This window comes from Pseudomonas sp. CFBP13508, from assembly GCF_005233515.1.
In the GTDB taxonomy this organism is placed as follows: domain Bacteria; phylum Pseudomonadota; class Gammaproteobacteria; order Pseudomonadales; family Pseudomonadaceae; genus Aquipseudomonas; species Aquipseudomonas mercuritolerans.
In genome coordinates this window covers 1-19,998 of the sequence record NZ_QFZZ01000011.1, presented here as the reverse complement: position 1 = coordinate 19,998, position 19,998 = coordinate 1, and the positions used below count along the sequence as shown (strand labels likewise).

The window sequence follows — 19,998 nt, the reverse complement described above, 5'->3', positions numbered from 1 at the left end:
GGAGCGAGCCTGCTCGCGAAGGCGGAGTGTCAGTCGACAATGATTTGACTGATAAACCTCTTTCGCGAGCAGGCTCGCTCCCACATTTTTTTACGTCGTGCTCAGCTTATTTGCTGGCCGAAACGCGCCACACCTTGTTCCCGACATCATCCGCCACCAGCAAGCCACCTTGCTGATCGATCACCACGCCCACAGGGCGGCCCAGCGCGTTCTCGTCCTTGTCGAGGAAACCGGTCAGCACATCCACCGGCTGCCCAGTCGGTTTGCCGCCAGTGAACGGCACGAAAATCACCTTGTAGCCACTGTGCGGTTTGCGGTTCCACGAGCCGTGCTGGCCAATGAATGCGCCTTCCTTGAATTGCGCCGGCAAGCGGTTGCCCTCGGCGAAGGTCAGGCCCAGCGAAGCGGTGTGTGGGCCGACAGCGTAATCCGGCGCGATGGCCTTGGCCACCAGATCTGGATTCTGCGGTTTGACCCGCACATCGACGTGCTGCCCGTAGTAGCTGAACGGCCAGCCATAAAAGCCGCCGTCCTTGACCGAGGTGATGTAGTCCGGCACCAGATCGCTGCCGATTTCGTCACGCTCGTTGACCGCTGTCCACAATGCGCCGCTGGTAGGTTCCCAGGCGAGGCCGTTGGGGTTGCGAATGCCCGAAGCGAAGATCCGGTGATTGCCGGTCGCACGATCGACTTCCCAGATCGCCGCGCGGCCTTCTTCCTGATCCAGACCGTTTTCGCCAACGTTACTGTTCGAGCCGACGGTGACGTAGAGCTTGTTGCCGTCCTTGCTGGCGATGACGTTTTTCGTCCAGTGGTGATTCAGCGTGCCGCCGGGCAAGTCGACGACTTTGATCGGTTGGGTTTTGATCTCGGTGGCGCCCGGCTCGTAGTTGAAGCGCAGCAGGCGGTCGGTGTCGGCTACGTACAAATCGTTGCCAACCAGCGTCATGCCAAACGGCGAGTTGAGGTTCTGCAGGAACACCGTGCGGGTTTCCGCGACGCCATCGTGGTCGGCATCACGCAACAGGGTGATGCGGTTCGGGCTGGGCACGCCGGCGCCGGCCTTGCCCATGACTTTCTTCATCACCCAGCCGCGAATGCCTTTGCTGTCATCAGGCTTGGGCGGCGCGTTGGTTTCCGCCACCAGCACATCGCCGTTGGGCAGCACGTAGAGCCAGCGCGGGTGATCGAGGCCTTCGGCAAACGCGGCGACCTGGGTACCGGCCACTGCCGTCGGTTTCGCACCTTCCGGCCAGCCCACCGCCGGGGCGATGTTGACTGTCGGGATCAGCGTCTTGTTCGGTTCGGGCAGTTTCGGTGACGGACCGGTGCCGTCGGAGACTTGCAGGCTGGAGGTTTCACCGCAGGCGGCGAGCCCGCCAGCGACGGCGATGATGAGAGCGAGTTGGGCCTTGCGCATTGCTGATCTTCCCTATGAATGCATTCCTAAACATAGAGGAGGGCGCAGGCCCGATGGTTCAACTGCTCAACTGCGGGCTTCCTTGAACAGCACGGCGATGCCCGGATGATAGTTGCCCGCGTCGCTGTGCAATTTGCGATAGGCGTAGGGGAAATACCAGGCGACTGCGCAGGTGTGTTCCTTTTGCAGGTCGTCGACCATGTCCTGCAGTTCTTCGGGGCTGGCGCTGTGCTGGGCTTTTTGCGGAGCAACGAACAGGCAGCCGAGCTTGAGATCGCTGGCGTAGCTGATGCGCTTGGCATCATGGGTGATGTCGAGCAGGGCCTGGGTCAGGTTGAGGTTGTTGACCCGTGGCCAGCGTTGCGTGGCCTGAATGAATGCCCGGTCTTCGCTGCCGGCAATCAACAGATCGGCGCGCGCATTGCGTTCGCCTTCTTCGTTCTGTTTGCGCGTGGCCGTGTCGTTCAGCGTGACCATTTCAGCCATCCACGCCGCTGCCGCGAGCAGGCCGAGATTGGCTTTTTCGTCGTGCCAATATGGCGTGTCGTTGTCGCCGCGAACGGTGTTGTAGCGATCGATACAGTCAAACCAGCGTTCCAGCACCGGGCGCAGGAATTCCAGGCGCGGGTTGCTGATGATCATGCCTTGCATCGTCGTCATCCTTATTGTTGTAGTGGGCTTTTTGAAAAAAGCATGGCTCTTTGATATCACTTGTCACAGTCTGGCACAAGATTGCCGCTGCACATTTGATCAGCGGCAGTTATTCGCGCGCAAAGCGCCTCTTCAATTGACGCTCCACCCCCAACCCTCTAACCTTCGCCGCTTGTTTCAGGTGCTCTGTGGCCCCGCGTCGACAGAGTGAAACAGGGAAGCCGGTGAGTGTGGTCCGCAAGCGAAGCCACGACGATCCCGGCGCTGCCCCCGCAACGGTAAATGAGTGAAAACTGCGCCTTGAGCCACTGCTTCGAAAGAAGCGGGAAGGCGCGCAGTCAGGCGAAACGCCGCTCATGAGCCCGGAGACCGGCCTGATCCATCTCAGCGGCATCACGGTGGGCGATGCCAGGCTTTTTGCCGTCTATTCTTGTGCCTGCCCGCCGTTATCCAGCCTCAACGGAGAGCTCCCCCATGACTGATTCCCCCGAGCGTGACGAACGCCATCTGGCGCGCATGCAGCGCAAGAAAGCCGTGATCGACGAACGCATTGCCAACTCGCCCGACGAATGTGGCCTGGTGCTGGTGCTGACCGGCAACGGCAAAGGCAAGAGCAGCTCGGCATTCGGCATGCTCGCCCGCGCCATGGGCCACGGCATGCAGTGCGGCGTGGTGCAGTTCATCAAGGGCCGCAACAGCACCGGCGAAGAATTGTTTTTCCGCCGCTTCCCCGAGCAGGTGCGTTTCCACGTCATGGGCGAAGGCTTCACCTGGGAAACCCAGGATCGTCAGCGCGACATCGCCGCGGCGACCGCCGCTTGGGAAGTCTCCCGCGAATTGTTGCGCGACCCTTCGATCGGCCTGGTGGTGCTCGATGAGTTGAACATCGCCCTCAAGCACGGCTACCTCGATCTCGATCAGGTGCTCAGCGATTTGCAGGCGCGTCCGCCGATGCAACACGTGGTGGTCACCGGTCGCGGCGCCAAGCCGGAAATGATCGAGATGGGCGACACGGTTACCGAGATGGGCATGCTCAAGCACGCCTTCCAGGCCGGGATCAAAGCGCAGAAAGGCGTCGAACTTTGAAGCAACCACGTCACTGCCCGGCGGTGCTGATCGCCGCGCCGGCCTCCGGTCAGGGCAAGACCACTGTCACCGCCGCGCTCGCCCGTTTGCATCGCAATCAGGGGCGCAAGGTCCGCGTGTTCAAATGCGGGCCGGATTTTCTCGACCCGATGATCCTCGAACGCGCCAGCGGTGCGCCGGTGTATCAACTGGACATGTGGATGGTCGGCGAGCAGGAAAGTCGCCGGCTGTTGTGGGAAGCCGCCGCCGAAGCCGACCTGATTCTGATCGAGGGCGTGATGGGCCTTTTCGACGGCACGCCATCCAGCGCTGATCTGGCGCGCCACTTCGGTGTGCCGGTGCTCGGCGTGATCGACGGCACCGCCATGGCGCAGACTTTTGGCGCCTTGGCGCTGGGCCTGGCGAAGTATCAGCCGGACTTGCCGTTCGCTGGCGTGCTGGCCAACCGCGTCGGCACCCTGCGCCATGCGCAATTGCTCGAAGGCAGCCTCACTGAAGGTCTGCGCTGGTACGGCGCGCTGTCCCGCGAGACGGGCATCGAATTGCCGAGCCGCCACCTCGGTCTGGTTCAGGCCAGCGAATTGAATGATCTGGATCTGCGTCTCGACGCGGCCGCCGATGCGCTGGCCAGCAGTTGCCAAGTCGCGCTGCCACCGGCCGTTGAATTCGCCGCGCCTGACGTCATTGCCGCCGAGCCTCTATTAAAAGGTGTGCGCATCGCTGTTGCCCGCGATGAAGCCTTTGCCTTCACCTATGGCGCCAGTCTCGATCTGCTGCGGGCGATGGGCGCCGAGCTGCAATTTTTCTCGCCGATCCGCGACACGCAATTGCCCGAGGCGGACAGCCTGTATCTGCCGGGCGGCTATCCAGAGCTGCATCACGTCGCGCTGGCGCAAAACGCCTCAATGCTTGCAGCAATCCGCGCGCACCACGCGGCGGGCAAGCCGTTGCTCGCCGAATGTGGCGGCATGCTTTATCTGCTGGATTCGCTGACTGATGTCGAAGGTACTCGTGCTGAGCTGGTCGGTTTGCTCAAGGGCGATGCGGTGATGCAGAAGCGTCTGGCGGCGCTGGCGTTGCAGGCAGTTGAGCTGCCGGAAGGGGAGTTGCGTGGGCATACCTATCATCATTCCCTGACCACCACCGAGCTGACGCCGATTGCCCGTGGGCTGAGTCCCAATGGCGGGCGTGGGGCCGAGGCGGTTTATCGCGAGGGACGGATGACGGCGTCGTACGTGCACTTTTATTTCCCATCGAATCCGACTGCGATTGCGGCATTGTTTGCGCCAGATCGTGAGGCCGCCTTCGCGAGCGGGCTCGCTCCCACAATGGATGACCTGAACCCTGTGGGAGCGAGCCTGCTCGCGAAAGGGCCATGACCGACAATACATTCTCCGAAGCCGAACGCGCAGCGGTCTACAAAGCCATCGCCGAACGCCGCGACATGCGCCACTTCACCGGCGGCAGCGTCGAACCGCAGCTGCTGCGCCGTCTGCTCGAAGCTGCTCATCAAGCGCCGAGCGTCGGCCTGATGCAGCCGTGGCGCTTCATCCGTATAAGCGATCGTGCTCTGCGCGGGCAGATCCGCGATCTGGTGGAAGAAGAGCGCATCCGCACCGCCGAAGCCCTTGGCGAGCGCAGCGATGAGTTCATGCAGCTCAAGGTCGAAGGCATCAACGACTGCGCTGAGGTGCTGGTCGCGGCGCTGATGGACGATCGCGAAAAACACATTTTCGGTCGGCGCACGTTGCCGGAAATGGACATGGCCTCGTTGTCCTGCGCGATCCAGAATCTGTGGCTGGCCTCCCGTGCCGAGGGCCTGGGCATGGGCTGGGTCTCGCTGTTCGAACCGCAAGCCTTGGCGGATTTGCTCAAGTTGCCGGCCGGTGCGAAACCGCTGGCGGTGTTGTGTCTGGGCCCGGTCAGGGAATTCTATCCGGCGCCGATGCTGGTACTTGAAGGCTGGGCGCAGGCGCGGCCGCTCAACGAGCTGCTGTACGAAAATTACTGGGGAGTGAGTCAATGAGTGTGGCGTTGCTGAGTGTCGCCGCAGTAGCGCTGGATGCGCTGCTCGGTGAACCGAAACGCTGGCATCCGCTGGTGGCGTTCGGCAATTTTGCCGGGCGCATCGAGCAACGCTTCAACGCCGGCGGCCGTGGCTGGCGCAGCCATGGCGTGACCGCGTGGGTGCTCGCGGTACTGCCGCTGACCTTGCTCGCCACGGCATTTTCCTGGGCGCCTTATGTCGGCTGGATTGTCGAGATTCTCGCGTTGTATTGCGCCCTCGGCATGCGCAGCCTCGGCGAACATGTTGCGCCGGTTGCGGCGGCGTTGCGCGCCGATGATCTGGACGAGGCGCGCAAGCGTGTCGGTTATCTGGTCAGCCGCCAGACCGATGAACTCGACGGCACTGCGGTTGCCCGCGCCGCGACTGAGTCGGTGCTGGAGAACGGCAGCGATGCGGTGTTCGCTGCGCTGTTCTGGTTTGTCGTCGCCGGCGCGCCGGGCGTGGTCCTGTATCGCTTGAGCAATACCCTCGATGCGATGTGGGGTTATCGCAACGAACGCTTCGAGCGTTTCGGCTGGGCGGCGGCGAAAATCGACGACGTGTTGAACTACATTCCTGCGCGTCTGGTGGCGTTGACCTACGCGCTACTGGGCAAAACCCGCCTCGCGCTCAAATGCTGGCGCACCCAGGCGCCGCAGTGGGACAGCCCCAACGCCGGCCCGGTGATGGCGGCCGGTGCCGGTGCGCTGGGCGTCGAGTTGGGTGGCCCGGCGATCTATCACGGCGAACTGCATGAGCGCCCGCAACTGGGCGAAGGTGCGCCGGCCGATGCCGATTCCATCGAGCGTGGCTGGCAATTGGTCCAGCGCGGCGTATGGTTGTGGCTGCTGATGCTTTGCCTGGGGGCGGAATTTTATGCTTGAGCACGGTGGCCGGCTGCGCAAGGCTGCACTCGATTACGGGATCGCCGAGGCCGACTGGCTTGACCTGTCCAGCGGCCTCGCGCCGTGGCCGTTCCCGATCCCGGAGATCCCGCTACGCGCCTGGGCGCGCTTGCCGGAAAGCGACGACGGTCTGGAACAGGCCGCCTGCGATTACTACGGCGCCGCGCAGGTGTTGCCGGTGGCCGGCTCGCAAATGGCCATCCAGTTGCTGCCGCGTCTGCGCCGGGCCGGCAAGGTCGGCGTGTTGTCGCCGTGCTATGCCGAGCATGCCGAAGCCTGGCGGCGCAGCGGTTACATCGTCCGTGAAGTGCTCGAGCAGGAAGTCGAGTTCTTTCTCGACAGTCTTGATGTGCTGGTGGTGGTCAATCCGAACAATCCGACCGGCCTCAGCCTGACCCCGGCACGCCTGCTCGACTGGCATGCGCGGCTGGCGCAACGCGGCGGCTGGCTGGTGGTCGATGAAGCGTTCATGGACACCACGCCGCAACTGAGCCTGGCGCCCTATGCGCATCAGGTCGGGCTGGTGGTGTTGCGTTCGTTCGGTAAGTTTTTCGGTCTGGCCGGGGTGCGCCTCGGTTTCGTTCTGGCCGAACGCAAGTTGCTCAAACTGCTCGCCGAACAGGTCGGGCCGTGGGCGGTGAGCGGGCCGACGCGAGTGCTCGGTACGGCGTGCCTGCAAGACACCGAGGGCCATACCCGTCAGCGGATTCGCAGCGACGAAGCGAGCGAACGGTTGGCGGCGCTGCTGACCCGTTGCGGTTTTGCACCGCAGGGTGGCTGCGCGCTGTTTCAGTGGCTGATCACCGAGCACGCCGAAGCGCTGCACGAATTCCTCGCCCGGCGCGGCATCCTCCTGCGCCTGTTCAGCCACAACAGCAGTGTACGTTTCGGCCTGCCGGCCGATGCCGCGCAAGAGCTGCGTCTCGAACAGGCTTTGCAAGCTTTCGCCAAGGACAATCCATGACCACTCTGATGGTGCAAGGCACCACGTCCGATGCCGGCAAAAGCACATTGGTGACCGCGTTGTGCCGCTGGGCCACTCGCCAGGGCGTGGCGGTGGTGCCGTTCAAACCGCAGAACATGGCGCTCAACAGCGCAGTCACCGCTGACGGCGGCGAGATCGGCCGCGCGCAGGCAGTGCAGGCGCAAGCGGCCGGTCTCGAGCCGCACACCGACATGAACCCGGTGCTGCTCAAACCCAACAGCGACACTGGCGCGCAAGTGATCATTCATGGCCGCGCGGTGACGACGATGAACGCCGTCGCCTATCACGATTACAAGGCCATCGCGATGCAAGCGGTGCTCGCCTCGCACGAGCGACTCAGCGCTGCGTATCCGCTGGTAATGGTCGAAGGCGCCGGTTCGCCGGCGGAGATCAATCTGCGCGCCGGCGACATTGCCAACATGGGCTTTGCCGAAGCGGTGGATTGCCCGGTGCTGCTGATCGCCGACATCAATCGCGGCGGCGTGTTTGCGCATCTGGTCGGTACCCTGGAATTGCTTTCGCCGAGTGAACAGGCGCGGGTCAAAGGCTTCATCATTAACCGCTTTCGCGGCGATATCGCCTTGTTGCAACCGGGCCTCGACTGGCTGGAACAACGCACCGGCAAAACGGTGGTCGGCGTGTTGCCGTACGTGATGGATCTGCACCTTGAAGCCGAGGACGGCATCGACCAACGCCAGACCGACAAGGCCGAGCAGGTGTTGAAAGTGGTGGTGCCGGTGCTGCCGCGCATCAGCAATCACACCGACTTCGACCCGCTGCGTCTGCATCCGCAGGTGGATCTGCAATTTGTCGGCCCGGGGCAGGCGATTCCCGCCGCCGACCTGATCATCCTGCCGGGCTCGAAAAGCGTGCGCAGTGATCTGGCTTATCTGCGCGCCAACGGTTGGGACGCGGCGATCAATCGGCATCTGCGCTACGGCGGCAAGCTGCTGGGGATTTGCGGCGGTCTGCAGATGCTCGGCGAGCAGGTGCACGACCCGCTCGGGCTGGAAGGCGCTGCCGGCTCCAGCGCGGGGCTGGGTCTGCTGGCGTTCGAAACGCAGCTCGAAGCCGAGAAGCAACTGCGCAACGTGCGCGGGCGGTTGGCGTTGGAAAACGCCGCAGTCATTGGTTATGAAATCCATGCTGGCGTGACCAGCGGGCCGGCACTGGAAAACCCGGCGGTGCATCTGGACGACGGTCGTTGCGATGGCGCGCAAAGTGCCGATGGCCAGGTGTTCGGCACCTATCTGCATGGCTTGTTCGAATCCCCCGAGGCAAGTGCGGCGTTGCTGCGCTGGGCCGGGTTGAGTGATGTGCAGGAAGTCGATTACCACGGCTTGCGCGAACGCGACATCGAACGGCTGGCGGATCTGGTGGAGAAGCATCTGGATACCGGGCTGTTGCGTCAGCTCTGTGGGATTTGAGTTGTCCGGGCTGGCCTCTTCGCGAGCAGGCTCGCTCCCACAGGGAAATGCGATCAACGGTGGGAGCGAGCCTGCTCGCGAAGGGGCCGGTTGCCTCACCACACATTTTTGGATGAACCCATGCTCCAACTGATCCTCGGCGGCGCCCGCTCCGGCAAGAGTCGTCTGGCGGAAAAACTCGCCAGTGACAGCCATCTGGCGGTGACTTACATCGCCACCAGCCAACCGCTGGACGGCGAAATGAATCAACGCGTCGCCCATCACCGCGCACGCCGCCCGGCGCAATGGGCGTTGATCGAAGAGCCGCTGGAACTGGCCCGCGTGCTGCGCGAATCCGCCGGCGCCGAGCGCTGCCTGCTGGTCGATTGCCTGACCCTGTGGCTGACCAATCTGCTGATGCTCGACGACGCCGAACGTCTCGCCGCCGAGCGTGAAGCCTTGCTCGATTGCCTGGCGTCGTTGCCGGGTGAAATCATTTTTGTCAGCAACGAGACCGGAATGGGTGTCGTGCCGCTGGGCGAATTGACCCGCCGCTATGTCGATGAAGCCGGTTGGCTGCATCAAGCTCTGGCCGAGCGTTGTCAGCGAGTTGTCCTGACTGTTGCCGGCCTGCCCCTGACTTTGAAAGGACCTGCGTTATGAGCCCGACCTGGTGGCTGAACCCGTGCAACACCGTGAACTCGGACATCATCGCGCAAGCGACCGAGCGCCAGCAGCAACTCACCAAACCGGCCGGTTCGCTGGGGCGCCTTGAATCGGTGGCCGTGCAACTGGCCGGTCTGCAAGGTCAGCTCAAGCCAACGCTGGATCAAGTCTGGATCGCGATTTTCGCTGGCGACCATGGCGTGGTAGCCGAAGGCGTATCGGCTTATCCGCAAGAAGTTACCGGGCAGATGCTGCTCAACTTTGTCAGCGGCGGCGCGGCGATCAGCGTGCTGGCGCGTCAGCTCGGCGCGCAGCTGGAAGTGGTCGATCTGGGCACGGTGAATCCGGCGCTGAATCTGCCCGGCGTGCGCCATCTGAACATCGGCGCGGGAACGGCGAACTTCGCTCAGGGCGCAGCGATGACTCAGGCGCAGGGCGAATCGGCCTTGCAGGCCGGTCGCGACAGCGTCTTGCGCGCGAAAGCCGCCGGCACCCAGTTGTTCATCGGCGGCGAGATGGGCATCGGCAATACCACGGCGGCCAGTGCGCTGGCCTGTGCCTTGCTCGATTGCCCGGTGGCGCACCTGACTGGTCCCGGCACCGGGCTGAATGCCGCTGGCGTCAGCCACAAGGCGCACGTCATCGAACGCGCTCTGGCGCTGCATGCCGCGCAGCGTGGCGATGCCTTGCAGACGCTGTTCAATCTCGGCGGGTTCGAGATTGCCGCGTTGGTCGGCGCCTATCTGGCCTGCGCGCAGGAAGGCATTGCGGTGCTGGTCGACGGCTTCATCTGCACGGTCGCGGCTCTGGTCGCGGTGCGCTTGAATCCGGCCTGTCGCGAGTGGCTGTTGTTCGGCCATCGCGGTGCCGAGCCGGGCCATCGCCATGTGCTGGAAACCTTGAGCGCCGAGCCGCTGCTGGAGCTCGGCTTGCGTCTGGGCGAGGGCAGTGGCGCGGCGTTGGCAGTGCCGTTGTTGCGCCTGGCGTGTGACCTGCACGGACAAATGGCGACGTTCGCCGAAGCGGCCGTGGCGGATCGCCCGGCATGAGCCTGCGCCTGGATCTGCTGCGCCACGGTGAAACGGAACTCGGCGGCGGCTTGCGCGGCAGCCTCGACGATGCGCTGACTGAAAACGGCTGGACGCAGATGCGTGCGGCGGTGATCGACGGCGGGCCGTGGGATCGCATCGTCAGTTCGCCATTGCAGCGTTGCGCGCGCTTCGCCGCCGAACTCGGTGAGCAATTGAACCTGTCCGTGCATCTGGACAAGGATCTGCAAGAGCTGCATTTCGGCGCGTGGGAAGGGCAGAGCGCGGCGGCATTGATGGAGACGGATGCCGAAGCGCTGGGGCTGTTCTGGGCTGATCCCTATGGCTTCACGCCACCGCAGGGAGAGCCGGTGAGCGCGTTTTCCGCGCGGGTGTTGGCGGCGGTCGCGCGATTGCACGCGGCTTACACCGGCGAACGGATTCTGCTGGTCAGCCACGGCGGCGTGATGCGTTTGTTGCTGGCGCAGGCGCGAGGGCTGCCGCGCGAACAGTTGCTCAATGTCGAGGTCGGCCACGGCGCGCTGTTTGCGCTGACGGTCGAGGCTGATGGCGCGCTCAAGGAAGGTCACTGAGATGTTGCCGCTGTGGATCGCCTTGCAGTTTCTCAGCAGCCTGCCGATTCGCCTGCCGGGCATGCCCGAGCCGCACCAGCTCGGCCGTTCGCTGCTGTTTTATCCGCTGGTGGGATTGCTGTTCGGGCTGATCCTCTTCGCGTTGAATCTGTTGTTGGCCGGCGCGCCGTTGTTGCTGCATGCGGCGCTGTTGCTGACCGTGTGGGTATTGCTCAGCGGCGCGCTGCATCTCGATGGCCTGGCCGACAGCGCCGATGCCTGGCTCGGCGGTTTTGGTGATCGCGAGCGCACGCTGACGATCATGAAAGATCCGCGCAGCGGGCCGATTGCGGTGGTCACGCTGGTGCTGGTTCTGTTGCTCAAATTTGCCGCGCTGCTGACGTTGATCGAACAAGGGCATACCCTGGCGCTGATCATCGTCCCGGTGCTCGGGCGAGCGGCGCTGTTGGGGTTGTTTCTGACTACGCCGTATGTGCGTGCGGGTGGCTTGGGTCAGGCACTGGCCGATCATCTGCCGCGTAAGGCGGGGTGGTGGGTGCTGGGGGTAAGTGCGCTGGGCTGCGTGTTGATCGCGGGTATCGGCGCGGTGCTGATTTCGCTGGTCGGGTTTGTCTGGCTGCGGCGTTTGATGATGCGGCGGTTGGGCGGGGCTACCGGGGACACGGCGGGGGCGTTGCTGGAATTGCTGGAGATGGGGGTGTTGGTGGGGCTCGCTTTGGTCTGAAGGATTTGCGGAGATGATGCCGGCCCCTTCGCGAGCAGGCTCGCTCCCACCTTCGAAATGCAATCCCCTGTGGGAGCGAGCCTGCTCGCGAAGGCGGCCTCACCGGCAACAATGATGTTCAGAGTAAACTCATCTGTAACTTGATTTAACACACTCGCGGGTATATACACGCATCATGCTTCCTTCTCAGTGTTTGTGCACCAACCTGCGTCGCGCCGCGCGTGGCGTCAGCAGGCATTACGACGGCGCTCTCGACGGCTTCGGGATCAACGTTGCCCAGTATTCTCTGCTGTGCAATCTGCAGCGACTGGAGCAACCGAGCATTTCCGAACTGGCAGAGGCCATGGGGCTGGATCGCAGCACCTTGGGGCGCAACTTGCGCGTGCTCGAGGGCGAAGGTCTGGTGGCGCTGGCCGAAGGCGAGGACATGCGCAACCGTATCGTGCGCCTCACCGAAACCGGCGTGCAGCGGCTGGCAGCGGCATTGCCGGCGTGGGAAGCGGCGCAACAGCGGCTGATCGACCGGCTCGGTGCCGAGAAGCGCGAAACCTTGCTCAAACTGCTCGACGAACTGGCCTGACGCCGGTTTTTTCGCGCTCAAGCGGGTATATACCCGCGACTGGAGAATAACAATGACATCGATGTGGCGTACGTGCGGTTGGGTGTTGCTGGGGAGTGCGCTGATCCTGGCGTTGTCATTGGGCGTGCGCCACGGGTTCGGTCTGTTCCTGTCGCCGATGAGTGCGCAGTTCGGCTGGGGCCGCGAAGTGTTTGCCTTCGCCATCGCCCTGCAAAACCTGATCTGGGGCCTGGCGCAGCCATTCACCGGCGCCCTGGCCGACCGCTTCGGCGCGGCGAAAGTGGTGCTGGTCGGGGGGATCCTCTACGCGGCGGGCCTGGTGTGCATGGGCCTGTCTGATTCGGCAGTGACTCTGTCACTCAGTGCCGGTCTGCTGATCGGTATCGGTCTTTCGGGCACTTCGTTTTCGGTCATTCTTGGTGTTGTGGGTCGCGCTGTGCCGCCAGAGAAACGCAGCATGGGCATGGGTATCGCCAGCGCCGCCGGTTCGTTCGGCCAGTTCGCCATGTTGCCGGGCACGCTCGGTTTGATCGGCTGGCTCGGCTGGTCGGCCGCATTGCTGGTGCTAGGCCTGTTGGTGGCGATGATTGTGCCGCTGGTGAGCATGCTCAAGGACAAGCCACTGCCGGTGCTTGGCCATGAACAGACTCTTTCCGAAGCGCTGCGTGAGGCCTGCTCGCACTCCGGTTTCTGGCTGCTGGCGTTCGGCTTTTTTGTCTGCGGTTTTCAGGTGGTGTTCATTGGCGTGCACTTGCCAGCGTATCTGGTCGATCAGCATCTGCCGGCGACCGTCGGCACTACGGTGCTGGCGTTGATCGGGCTGTTCAATATCTTCGGCACTTACACGGCCGGCTGGCTTGGTGGCCGCATGTCGAAACCGCGTCTGTTGACGGCGTTGTATCTACTGCGCGCGGTGGTGATCGTGCTGTTCCTGTGGTTGCCGGTGACGACCACCACAGCGTATCTGTTCGGTATGGCCATGGGCTTCCTGTGGCTGTCGACGGTGCCGTTGACCAACGGTACGGTGGCGACCTTGTTCGGCGTGCGCAATTTGTCCATGCTCGGTGGCATCGTCTTTCTGTTCCATCAGCTCGGCTCGTTCCTTGGCGGCTGGCTGGGCGGGGTGGTGTACGACCGAACCGGGAGTTATGACTTGATCTGGCAAGTGGCGGTTCTCTTGAGCCTGCTGGCGGCGGCGTTGAACTGGCCGGTGCGTGAGCGTCCGGTGGCGCGCCTGCAAGCCGCGTCGAGTGCAGCATGAGCCGGATCTGCGCGCGATTCGCCGTGACCGCACTGGCTGCTGCGCTGTTGGCGCTGGTGTGGTGGGGCTGGCAACGCGGCGGTCTGGCGCTGATGCAGTTGGGCATGAGCATTTGCTAGATGGCAGCGCGGCGAGTAACGTCGAAGCCTGATGACTGCCCAAGGAAGTTCGACATGTTGATGCGCTGGTGTGCTGTTCCCGCGTTGCTGATGGCGTTGACTGGCCTGGCCCAGGCCGCCGACTGTCCTGAGCTGCTGCAAGGCTCGTTGCCAAAGCTGCGCGCCAAGGAATCCATCGATCTGTGCAAGCAGTACGCCGACAAGCCGCTGGTGGTGGTTAATACCGCCAGCTTCTGCGGTTTCGCCCCGCAGTTCGAAGGCCTCGAGGCGCTCAACAAGCGCTACAAGGCGCAAGGGTTGGAGATGCTTGGTGTGCCGTCGAATGACTTCAAGCAGGAGTCCAAGGACAGCGCGGAAACCGCCAAGGTCTGCTACGCCAATTATGGCGTGACGTTCAACATGACCGAGCCGCAGAAGGTTCGCGGCGATGACGCCACGCACCTGTTCCAGGTATTGGCCGCGCAGAGCAATGCGCCGAAGTGGAATTTCTACAAGTACGTGGTCGACCGGCAGGGCAAGGTGGTGGCAAGTTTTTCCAGCTTGACCAAACCGGATGACCCCGAGTTTATCGCCGCGATCGAAAAGGCCATTGCCTCCAAACCGCTGAAGCCCTGAAGCCTTGTGATGATCCTGTAGGAGCTGACGAGTGCAACGAGGCTGCGATCTTTTGATCCTCGAATTCAAGATCAAAAGATCGCAGCCTCGTTGCACTCGTCAGCTCCTACGGGTTGTACAAATTTTCAGGCATGAAAAAGCCCCGCCTCTGTAAAGAGAGCGGGGCTTTTTCGTGGGCGAGGGGTTAGCCTCGCCACGGTGCATCAGAAGCGGTAAGTCGCGCCGACACCGAAGCCGTTTGCCGAGTTTTCATACTTGGCATCGTAGGTCTGGCCACGAGCGTTTTCGTTGCGGATGTTGACCGACTCTTCTTTCAGGTACGAGTACGCGACGTCGATTGTCAGGTCGTCGGTCGGGCTCCAGCCGGCACCGATACTGAAGATGGTGCGGTCGCCAGTCGGGATACGCGGCGAGCGGTCTTCGTTATTGGTTGGCGACTGGTCGAAGGTCAGACCGGTACGCAGGACCCATTCCTTGTTCAACTGGTACGAGGTACCCACGGCATAGGCCCAGGAGTCATGCCAGTTCTGGTCTTCGTTGATCGAACCGAACTGACCGGCCAGTAGAGGCTGCACGCCGGAGTTCTTCACGGTGATCTTGTCCAGCTGGCTCCAGCGGGTCCAGGTGGTGCCGGCGTAGACGTTCCAGCGATCGTTGATCGCCTGGGTGACCGACAGGTCCACGGATTCCGGCGTGGTGATCTTCAACGAAGCGTCGTACTTCTGGTTGGCGCCAACGCCCACCAGCGCCAGAGCGTTGTAGTTGACCTTGGTGTCGCCTTCAAGCTTGTAGTCGACCTTGGAGTGGTAGGTCAGGCCGACACGGGTGGTGTCGGTGGCCTGGACCAGCAAGCCGACGTTGTAACCCAGCGCGGTGTCGTCACCCTTGATCTTGACCTTGCCGTCCGGCAGTGCCTGGGTGATCGACAGGTTGGATTCCAGCGAGCCGTCGATGCGGTTGATGGTCGGGCCGAAACCGATCGACACCTTGTCGTTGAAGGCATAGCTGACGGTTGGCTGGAAGGTGATGACTTGCACTTCGGACTTGCTGCCGAAGTAACGACCGGCGAAGCCGTTTTCATAATCCGTGATCAGGCCGAATGGCACATATACACCGAGACCGAATGCCCAGTGATCATCGATCGGTTTTACATAGAAGCCCATCGGTACGGCGGTGAGGGGCACCATGTCGCCCTTGTTGCTGCCGCCATTAGGGCTGGAGCTGGTATCGCTGATATCGGTATGCGCGTCGACCAGGGCGACGCCGCCGGTGACTTGTTCGCGCTTGATGCGCGCCATGCCTGCCGGGTTGCCATAAACAGTGCTTGCGTCGTCGGCAGAAGAAGATCGCCCGGCAAAACCAGTCCCCATCCCACTGATGCTTTGTTCGTTGAGGGCAAAACCTGCCGCGAAGATTTGTGTAGAGGCAAGGGTAACGGCGAGGCTAAGGGTGGTTTTGAGCATGACTTTTTTCATTATTAGAACTCCTGGTGATCACCGGGGCGAAAATTACCAACATTTTCGTCCCAGCGCTATAGCCTGTATGCCTTGAGTTAGAGCGGTTTTGTAGGACAATCCGACCAAAATGGCGACCTGATGGGAGAACTTGTGAAACCGCCCGGTCAGCAAGCGACCTGATTCAGCGGTGAAACACAGGTTTGCCACGCATAGGTGAAGTCGCGCAAACGGCCTTGCGGTTGAAAGGTCTGGCGCCAGATACGCGCCATGCCGAGCAGGTCGGTCGGAGCGGGGAGGGTGGGGTTTTGTTCTTCCACCAGCAGCCAGGCGATGGCCGTGGCGTAACGCAGGTTCACGGTCAGTTCCAGATGCGGACCGCTGAGGAACGCATGCTGACTGGCCAGGCCGCGCACCAGGCTGGCGCGCTCCGGATCAAGCGCCAGGTAATCATCCCAGAGCGCCTGGTGGCGGTGCTCGGCGATCCGATAGAGGCCGTGGCCACGGCGGTCATGCAGGGCAGAGCCGAGGGCGGACTGGCTGGCAGCGATGCCCAGCAGCAGGGATTCGGCGGTTGCGCAGTGGCGTCCCAGATAAATCAGTGTGGGACGGATCACATAGCGGCACAGTTCGCTGGCAGCGATACCCATAACACCCTCGGTTCTTGTTATTGAGGGCGAGTCCTGAAGGGGCTTTGGCAGCAGTGGATCGAATCAGGCTCGCCGCAAGCGGGTCACGCCGCTTGAGTTGAAGTGTAGTGTCATATTCAGCGTGTAAAGGTCTGTTTTTAAAATATTTCTGCCATCGCATTCCAAACGTTAGATCGGAATATGCTTAGAAGCGCAGCGTTAACAGTGAAATATCAGGCAATAAAAAGCCCCGCTTTTCAGCAGGGCTTTGCTTTTGCAGCCTGTTCGGCTTTCAGGCAACCAGTGCCTGACGGGTACGCTCGATCACGGCCTGCAGCGGCTCGGCGCTGGAGTATTGATCGGGGTACAAGCGCTCGCTGTGACGAGCGATCCCGTGTTCATTGACCACGGTGAAGCTGAAGCAGCCTTTGCGAGCGGCCATGATCAGGCAGTTCATTGGAGCAAAAGCGTTGGTTAGGGTGCGAATGGCATCCTGAGTCTGGATTTGAGTAGACATAGTTATTAGGTGTTCCTACAAATGACACGGATAAGAACCGTGCAACGTTAAAACGTTCCAGTAACGTTGATCACCATTGATCGAACGAAGAACCCGACTGGAACAAAGCAGCCAGTTTGAAGCGCTGATAAATGAGCGCGCTTGGGCTGGCAGGTAGGTACTTAGGAGGACAGGCATCACAGCGAGGGCAAAGGTTCTGGGCCCGGGGTGAAGATCCTGATCAATTTGCAGGTTGGTTCGGTCAGAGTAAGTGTTCTTCGCAACGCCCTTTGCTTTTATTCAAAGGCTGCGTTGTCGCAAGATTTACCTGGAAACCATCGAGGGGTCGTTCCCGCTTTTTTCGGCAGTGGCTTCCTGTTGGAAGTTGACCGTGGGGAGATATTCGACCGGAATTGACTTTCAGCTTGGTACTAACGCCGCGGATAGTAACGGATCCGTTCCGGCGAAGCAAACCCCTTGACCAAAAAAAGGGATCACAGGGAAAGGTCGTGTCGCACCGTCCGTCGGCGTGCAGGCTTTTCGCAGAGCCTTTAGATTGTTCGCAGTTGCGCAAAATGACCCGAAAAAGCGCATGCATATAACCGTGTCGCAGGTACTTGTGCACATTAGTTGCGCAGAGCGTAACGCAACTGTCACATCGATCCTGACTCCAGTCGCTGCCTGTATCAAAAGTTTAAGTCAATGAAAAATATCGTCTTTTTTTGTTGGTGAAAAAATCGTCAGTTTGACTGCGAGCCCCATTCCATAAGGCTTTGCGAGGATCACAGAGCGGTTGTCCACTGACTTATCCACAGCTTCTGTGGATTGTCCCTAGCGCTTGCTCTAGCACGGGCGTGCCGGGTTTTTTTCGACTTTACCTGTAAGAAAAAGAGAGTAAAGTGGCGCGCCTTCCGATCTGTCCCGCAGTGCTTTATGAAGTTTCGCTCAGTATCAGACTCTGTTACCTCCAATCCGACCTCTGTTACCGCTCCCAAGCGTTTTTCCGTGCGTGTGGCCGAATGGCTGCTCGATGCGCCGCGCCTGAGCGACAGTCCCAGCGCCAAGCACCTGGCCGGCCGTCTGCTCAAGCAACCGGCCCGAGAAGGCGTGGTCGCCGCACAAAGCCGTCTCGGCCAATTGATTTGCCGGGAGTGCGGCAATGCCCGTGACCGGCGTATCGGCCAGGAGCTGCTGCGTCAGGCCGCCCGCGCCGGCGACCGTCGCGCGCAGCAGGAACTCGGTCTGATCGAAGACTGAGCTGTCCAAGCCCAGACACCTTGGTTAACCTTCAGGCTTTATCCGATTGGCAGGAGTCGCTATGGCTATGGACTTGACCAGCATCTTGCTCGGTCTCGCGGCGGCAGGATTGCCGCTGCTGGCACTCGCCTGGCAACTGCAACGCCGGGCCAGCAACGCCCAGGCCGATCTGGCCTTGCTCGAGGAGCGCCTGGCCATGGCGCAACTGGCTCAGGACGGCCTCACCGCGCAGCTTGAAGCGAGCCGCGATGAAATCGCCGATCTCGGCCAGGCCAATGCCGCCAAACAGGCAGACCTCGCAGCACTTCGTCGTGAAGTCGAATTGCTGCAGATCGAGCGCGATGACGCTCGCGATGCTTCCCACGCCTGGAATCTCGAGCGCGCAAACAAGGACGCTGAACTGCGTCGCCTCGACGCCCATGCTGCCTCGCTGAGCGCCGAGTTGCGCGAGCAGCAGGAAAGCCATCAACAACGCCTCAGCGATCTGCAAGGCTCGCGTGATGAGCTGCGCGCGCAGTTCGCCGAGCTGGCCGGCAAGATCTTCGATGAGCGTGAGCAGCGTTTCGCCGAGACCAGCCAGCAACGCCTCGGGCAGTTGCTTGATCCGTTGAAAGAACGCATCCAGTCCTTCGAAAAACGCGTGGAAGAAAGTTATCAGGCCGAGGCCCGCGAGCGTTTTTCGCTGGCCAAAGAGCTGGAGCGTTTGCAGGCGTTGAACCTGCGTCTGAGCGACGAAGCCACCAATCTGACTCGCGCGCTCAAGGGCCAGAAAACCCAGGGCAATTGGGGCGAACTGATCCTCGAGCGCGTTCTTGAGCACGCGGGTCTGGAGAAGGGCCGCGAGTATCAGACTCAGGTCAATCTCAAAGGCCCGGACGGTGAGCGCTTCCAGCCTGATGTGATCATTTACCTGCCCGGCGACAAGCAAGTGGTGGTGGATTCGAAAGTCAGCCTCACGGCCTATCAACAATATGTTGCGGCTGATGACGACACGTTGGGGCAGATCGCGATCAAGCAGCACGTGTTGTCGCTGCGCAACCATGTCAAAGGCCTGGCCGGCAAGGATTACAAGCGTCTGGAAGGCTTGCACAGCCTCGATTTCGTTTTGCTGTTCGTGCCGATCGAGGCGGCGTTTTCTGCGGCATTGCAGGCTGAGCCGTCGCTGTTCCAGGACGCTTTCGACCGCAATATCGTGATCGTCAGCCCGACTACGCTGCTGGCCACGTTGCGGGTGATCGACAGTCTGTGGAAGCAGGAGCGGCAGAGCCAGAATGCCCGGGAAATCGCCGAGCGCGCGGGTTGGCTGTACGACAAGTTCGTCTTGTTTATTCAGGATCTGGACGAAGTGGGCAATCGTCTGCAGCAACTGGACAAGGCTTACAGCTCAGCGCGCAACAAGCTGACAGAGGGGCGCGGTAATCTGGTCAGCCGCAGTGAGCAGTTGAAGTTGCTCGGTGCACGGGCGAGCAAGAGTTTGCCGGCGGATTTGCTCGAGCGGGCGATGACTGATGTTGATGGGTTGGTTGAGTTGCCTGAGTAGGCGTCGTTTTTTGGGCTGATTTTGGGGGCATATCCGTTGCTGCGGTCGTGGCGGCTGGCGGTTTCGCCCTTACGGCGACTCACTTTTTTTACAAACGCCTAAAAAAAGTAAGCAAAAAAACGCTTGCTCCTACGTTCGGCCCTCGCAAGCTCGGGTTCCTTCGCTCCGGGACTGATCCGGGCGCAGCGGCTCCGGTTTGCTTCGCTGCACCTCCTTCCGCTGTGTCTGGCTGCGCCAGACGGTCGCTGCGCTCCCACGCCCGGATCAATCCCTGCGCTCAGCCTTCCGACGTCGCCGGTGGATCAAGATCAAAAGCACTCGAGCTTGCGCTCATTGTTGAATGGTGCGGCTTCGCCGCGGGCAGCTTCGCTGCTTTGCTTTTCTGTGGGAGCGAGCCTGCTCGCGATAGCGATCTCAAGGTCAACCAATTCCTATCGAATTCACGCAACCCAACTGTAGATACCGTCTTGAGCCTCACCGGGCAAGCGCAAGTTTCGGGTCATATGGCAGTCCTGACTTGAGCACTCCGTAAACGA

21 protein-coding genes and 1 riboswitch are annotated in these 19,998 nt (G+C 61.6%); of the genes, 16 read left to right on the top strand and 5 right to left on the bottom strand.

The genetic code is table 11. The features are described from left to right. Positions 1-106 precede the first annotated feature (106 nt). Together PspCFBP13508_RS24505 and PspCFBP13508_RS24500 are read right to left on the bottom strand one after the other, a co-directional pair. A complete protein-coding gene (locus PspCFBP13508_RS24505; protein WP_130912558.1) occupies positions 107-1,420 on the bottom strand; it encodes a sorbosone dehydrogenase family protein in 1,314 nt (437 codons plus the stop codon). Positions 1,421-1,486: 66 nt separating this feature from the next. Further along, on the bottom strand, positions 1,487-2,071 hold the full coding sequence (locus PspCFBP13508_RS24500) for a hypothetical protein (protein WP_137215951.1): 585 nt from the start codon (positions 2,069-2,071) through the stop codon (positions 1,487-1,489). 162 nt (positions 2,072-2,233) lie between these two features. Then, positions 2,234-2,464, top strand: a riboswitch (cobalamin riboswitch). Positions 2,465-2,545: 81 nt separating this feature from the next. On the opposite strand from PspCFBP13508_RS24500, the gene cobO reads away from it, so the two are divergent. From cobO to PspCFBP13508_RS24435, 14 genes are all read left to right on the top strand, one after another. Continuing rightward, the gene (gene cobO, locus PspCFBP13508_RS24495) at positions 2,546-3,157 is read left to right on the top strand and encodes a cob(I)yrinic acid a,c-diamide adenosyltransferase (RefSeq protein ID WP_016773703.1); all 612 of its coding nucleotides are present in this window, start codon (positions 2,546-2,548) and stop codon (positions 3,155-3,157) included. Beyond that, positions 3,154-4,536 (top strand): cobyrinate a,c-diamide synthase, encoded by a 1,383-nt coding sequence (locus PspCFBP13508_RS24490; RefSeq protein ID WP_130912556.1) that lies wholly within the window; start codon positions 3,154-3,156, stop codon positions 4,534-4,536. Before cobO ends, PspCFBP13508_RS24490 begins: the two co-directional genes overlap by 4 nt. Next, positions 4,533-5,183 carry a 5,6-dimethylbenzimidazole synthase gene (gene bluB / locus PspCFBP13508_RS24485; protein WP_130912555.1) on the top strand — a complete coding sequence of 217 codons (651 nt, stop codon included), beginning with the start codon at positions 4,533-4,535 and terminating at the stop codon, positions 5,181-5,183. Before PspCFBP13508_RS24490 ends, bluB begins: the two co-directional genes overlap by 4 nt. Next, a complete protein-coding gene (gene cbiB, locus PspCFBP13508_RS24480; RefSeq protein ID WP_137215949.1) occupies positions 5,180-6,088 on the top strand; it encodes an adenosylcobinamide-phosphate synthase CbiB in 909 nt (302 codons plus the stop codon). The genes bluB and cbiB overlap by 4 nt, the downstream gene beginning before the upstream one ends. Next, on the top strand, positions 6,081-7,073 hold the full coding sequence (gene cobD, locus PspCFBP13508_RS24475; protein WP_137215948.1) for a threonine-phosphate decarboxylase CobD: 993 nt from the start codon (positions 6,081-6,083) through the stop codon (positions 7,071-7,073). The genes cbiB and cobD overlap by 8 nt, the downstream gene beginning before the upstream one ends. Next, positions 7,070-8,521 carry a cobyric acid synthase gene (locus tag PspCFBP13508_RS24470; RefSeq protein ID WP_137215947.1) on the top strand — a complete coding sequence of 484 codons (1,452 nt, stop codon included), beginning with the start codon at positions 7,070-7,072 and terminating at the stop codon, positions 8,519-8,521. Before cobD ends, PspCFBP13508_RS24470 begins: the two co-directional genes overlap by 4 nt. Positions 8,522-8,641: 120 nt before the next feature. Continuing rightward, positions 8,642-9,163 (top strand): bifunctional adenosylcobinamide kinase/adenosylcobinamide-phosphate guanylyltransferase, encoded by a 522-nt coding sequence (gene cobU / locus PspCFBP13508_RS24465; RefSeq protein ID WP_137215945.1) that lies wholly within the window; start codon positions 8,642-8,644, stop codon positions 9,161-9,163. Further along, the gene (gene cobT, locus PspCFBP13508_RS24460) at positions 9,160-10,215 is read left to right on the top strand and encodes a nicotinate-nucleotide--dimethylbenzimidazole phosphoribosyltransferase (protein WP_137215944.1); all 1,056 of its coding nucleotides are present in this window, start codon (positions 9,160-9,162) and stop codon (positions 10,213-10,215) included. The genes cobU and cobT overlap by 4 nt, the downstream gene beginning before the upstream one ends. Further along, complete coding sequence (gene cobC / locus PspCFBP13508_RS24455) at positions 10,212-10,787, top strand: alpha-ribazole phosphatase family protein (protein ID WP_137215942.1); 576 nt, start codon at positions 10,212-10,214, stop codon at positions 10,785-10,787. Before cobT ends, cobC begins: the two co-directional genes overlap by 4 nt. Before the next feature lies 1 nt (position 10,788). Continuing rightward, positions 10,789-11,511 (top strand): adenosylcobinamide-GDP ribazoletransferase, encoded by a 723-nt coding sequence (locus tag PspCFBP13508_RS24450; RefSeq protein WP_137215941.1) that lies wholly within the window; start codon positions 10,789-10,791, stop codon positions 11,509-11,511. A gap of 175 nt (positions 11,512-11,686) precedes the next feature. Next, the gene (locus tag PspCFBP13508_RS24445; protein ID WP_016773714.1) at positions 11,687-12,091 is read left to right on the top strand and encodes a MarR family transcriptional regulator; all 405 of its coding nucleotides are present in this window, start codon (positions 11,687-11,689) and stop codon (positions 12,089-12,091) included. 52 nt (positions 12,092-12,143) lie between these two features. Further along, on the top strand, positions 12,144-13,352 hold the full coding sequence (locus PspCFBP13508_RS24440) for an MFS transporter (RefSeq protein ID WP_137215939.1): 1,209 nt from the start codon (positions 12,144-12,146) through the stop codon (positions 13,350-13,352). Then, positions 13,349-13,471 (top strand): hypothetical protein, encoded by a 123-nt coding sequence (locus tag PspCFBP13508_RS27775; protein WP_024012178.1) that lies wholly within the window; start codon positions 13,349-13,351, stop codon positions 13,469-13,471. Before PspCFBP13508_RS24440 ends, PspCFBP13508_RS27775 begins: the two co-directional genes overlap by 4 nt. A 54-nt stretch (positions 13,472-13,525) precedes the next feature. Then, positions 13,526-14,086 (top strand): hypothetical protein, encoded by a 561-nt coding sequence (locus tag PspCFBP13508_RS24435; RefSeq protein ID WP_071171497.1) that lies wholly within the window; start codon positions 13,526-13,528, stop codon positions 14,084-14,086. 203 nt (positions 14,087-14,289) lie between these two features. Here the strand turns inward: PspCFBP13508_RS24435 and PspCFBP13508_RS24430 are convergent, their stop codons facing one another. The 3 genes from PspCFBP13508_RS24430 to PspCFBP13508_RS24420 form a co-directional block, all read right to left on the bottom strand. Next, positions 14,290-15,561 (bottom strand): outer membrane protein transport protein, encoded by a 1,272-nt coding sequence (locus tag PspCFBP13508_RS24430; protein WP_056783953.1) that lies wholly within the window; start codon positions 15,559-15,561, stop codon positions 14,290-14,292. Positions 15,562-15,707: 146 nt separating this feature from the next. Beyond that, complete coding sequence (locus PspCFBP13508_RS24425) at positions 15,708-16,190, bottom strand: hypothetical protein (RefSeq protein WP_024012180.1); 483 nt, start codon at positions 16,188-16,190, stop codon at positions 15,708-15,710. A gap of 271 nt (positions 16,191-16,461) precedes the next feature. Further along, positions 16,462-16,686, bottom strand: coding sequence for a hypothetical protein (locus tag PspCFBP13508_RS24420; RefSeq protein WP_016773719.1), 225 nt, complete (start codon positions 16,684-16,686; stop codon positions 16,462-16,464). Between the two features lie 912 nt (positions 16,687-17,598). Here PspCFBP13508_RS24420 and PspCFBP13508_RS24410 point away from each other — a divergent pair. Both PspCFBP13508_RS24410 and rmuC read left to right on the top strand, forming a co-directional pair. Next, positions 17,599-17,922, top strand: a complete 324-nt coding sequence (locus PspCFBP13508_RS24410; RefSeq protein WP_024012181.1) for a hypothetical protein — start codon at positions 17,599-17,601, stop codon at positions 17,920-17,922. Between the two features lie 175 nt (positions 17,923-18,097). Beyond that, positions 18,098-19,462, top strand: a complete 1,365-nt coding sequence (gene rmuC / locus PspCFBP13508_RS24405) for a DNA recombination protein RmuC (protein WP_178084511.1) — start codon at positions 18,098-18,100, stop codon at positions 19,460-19,462. The last annotated feature ends 536 nt before the right edge of the window (positions 19,463-19,998 follow it).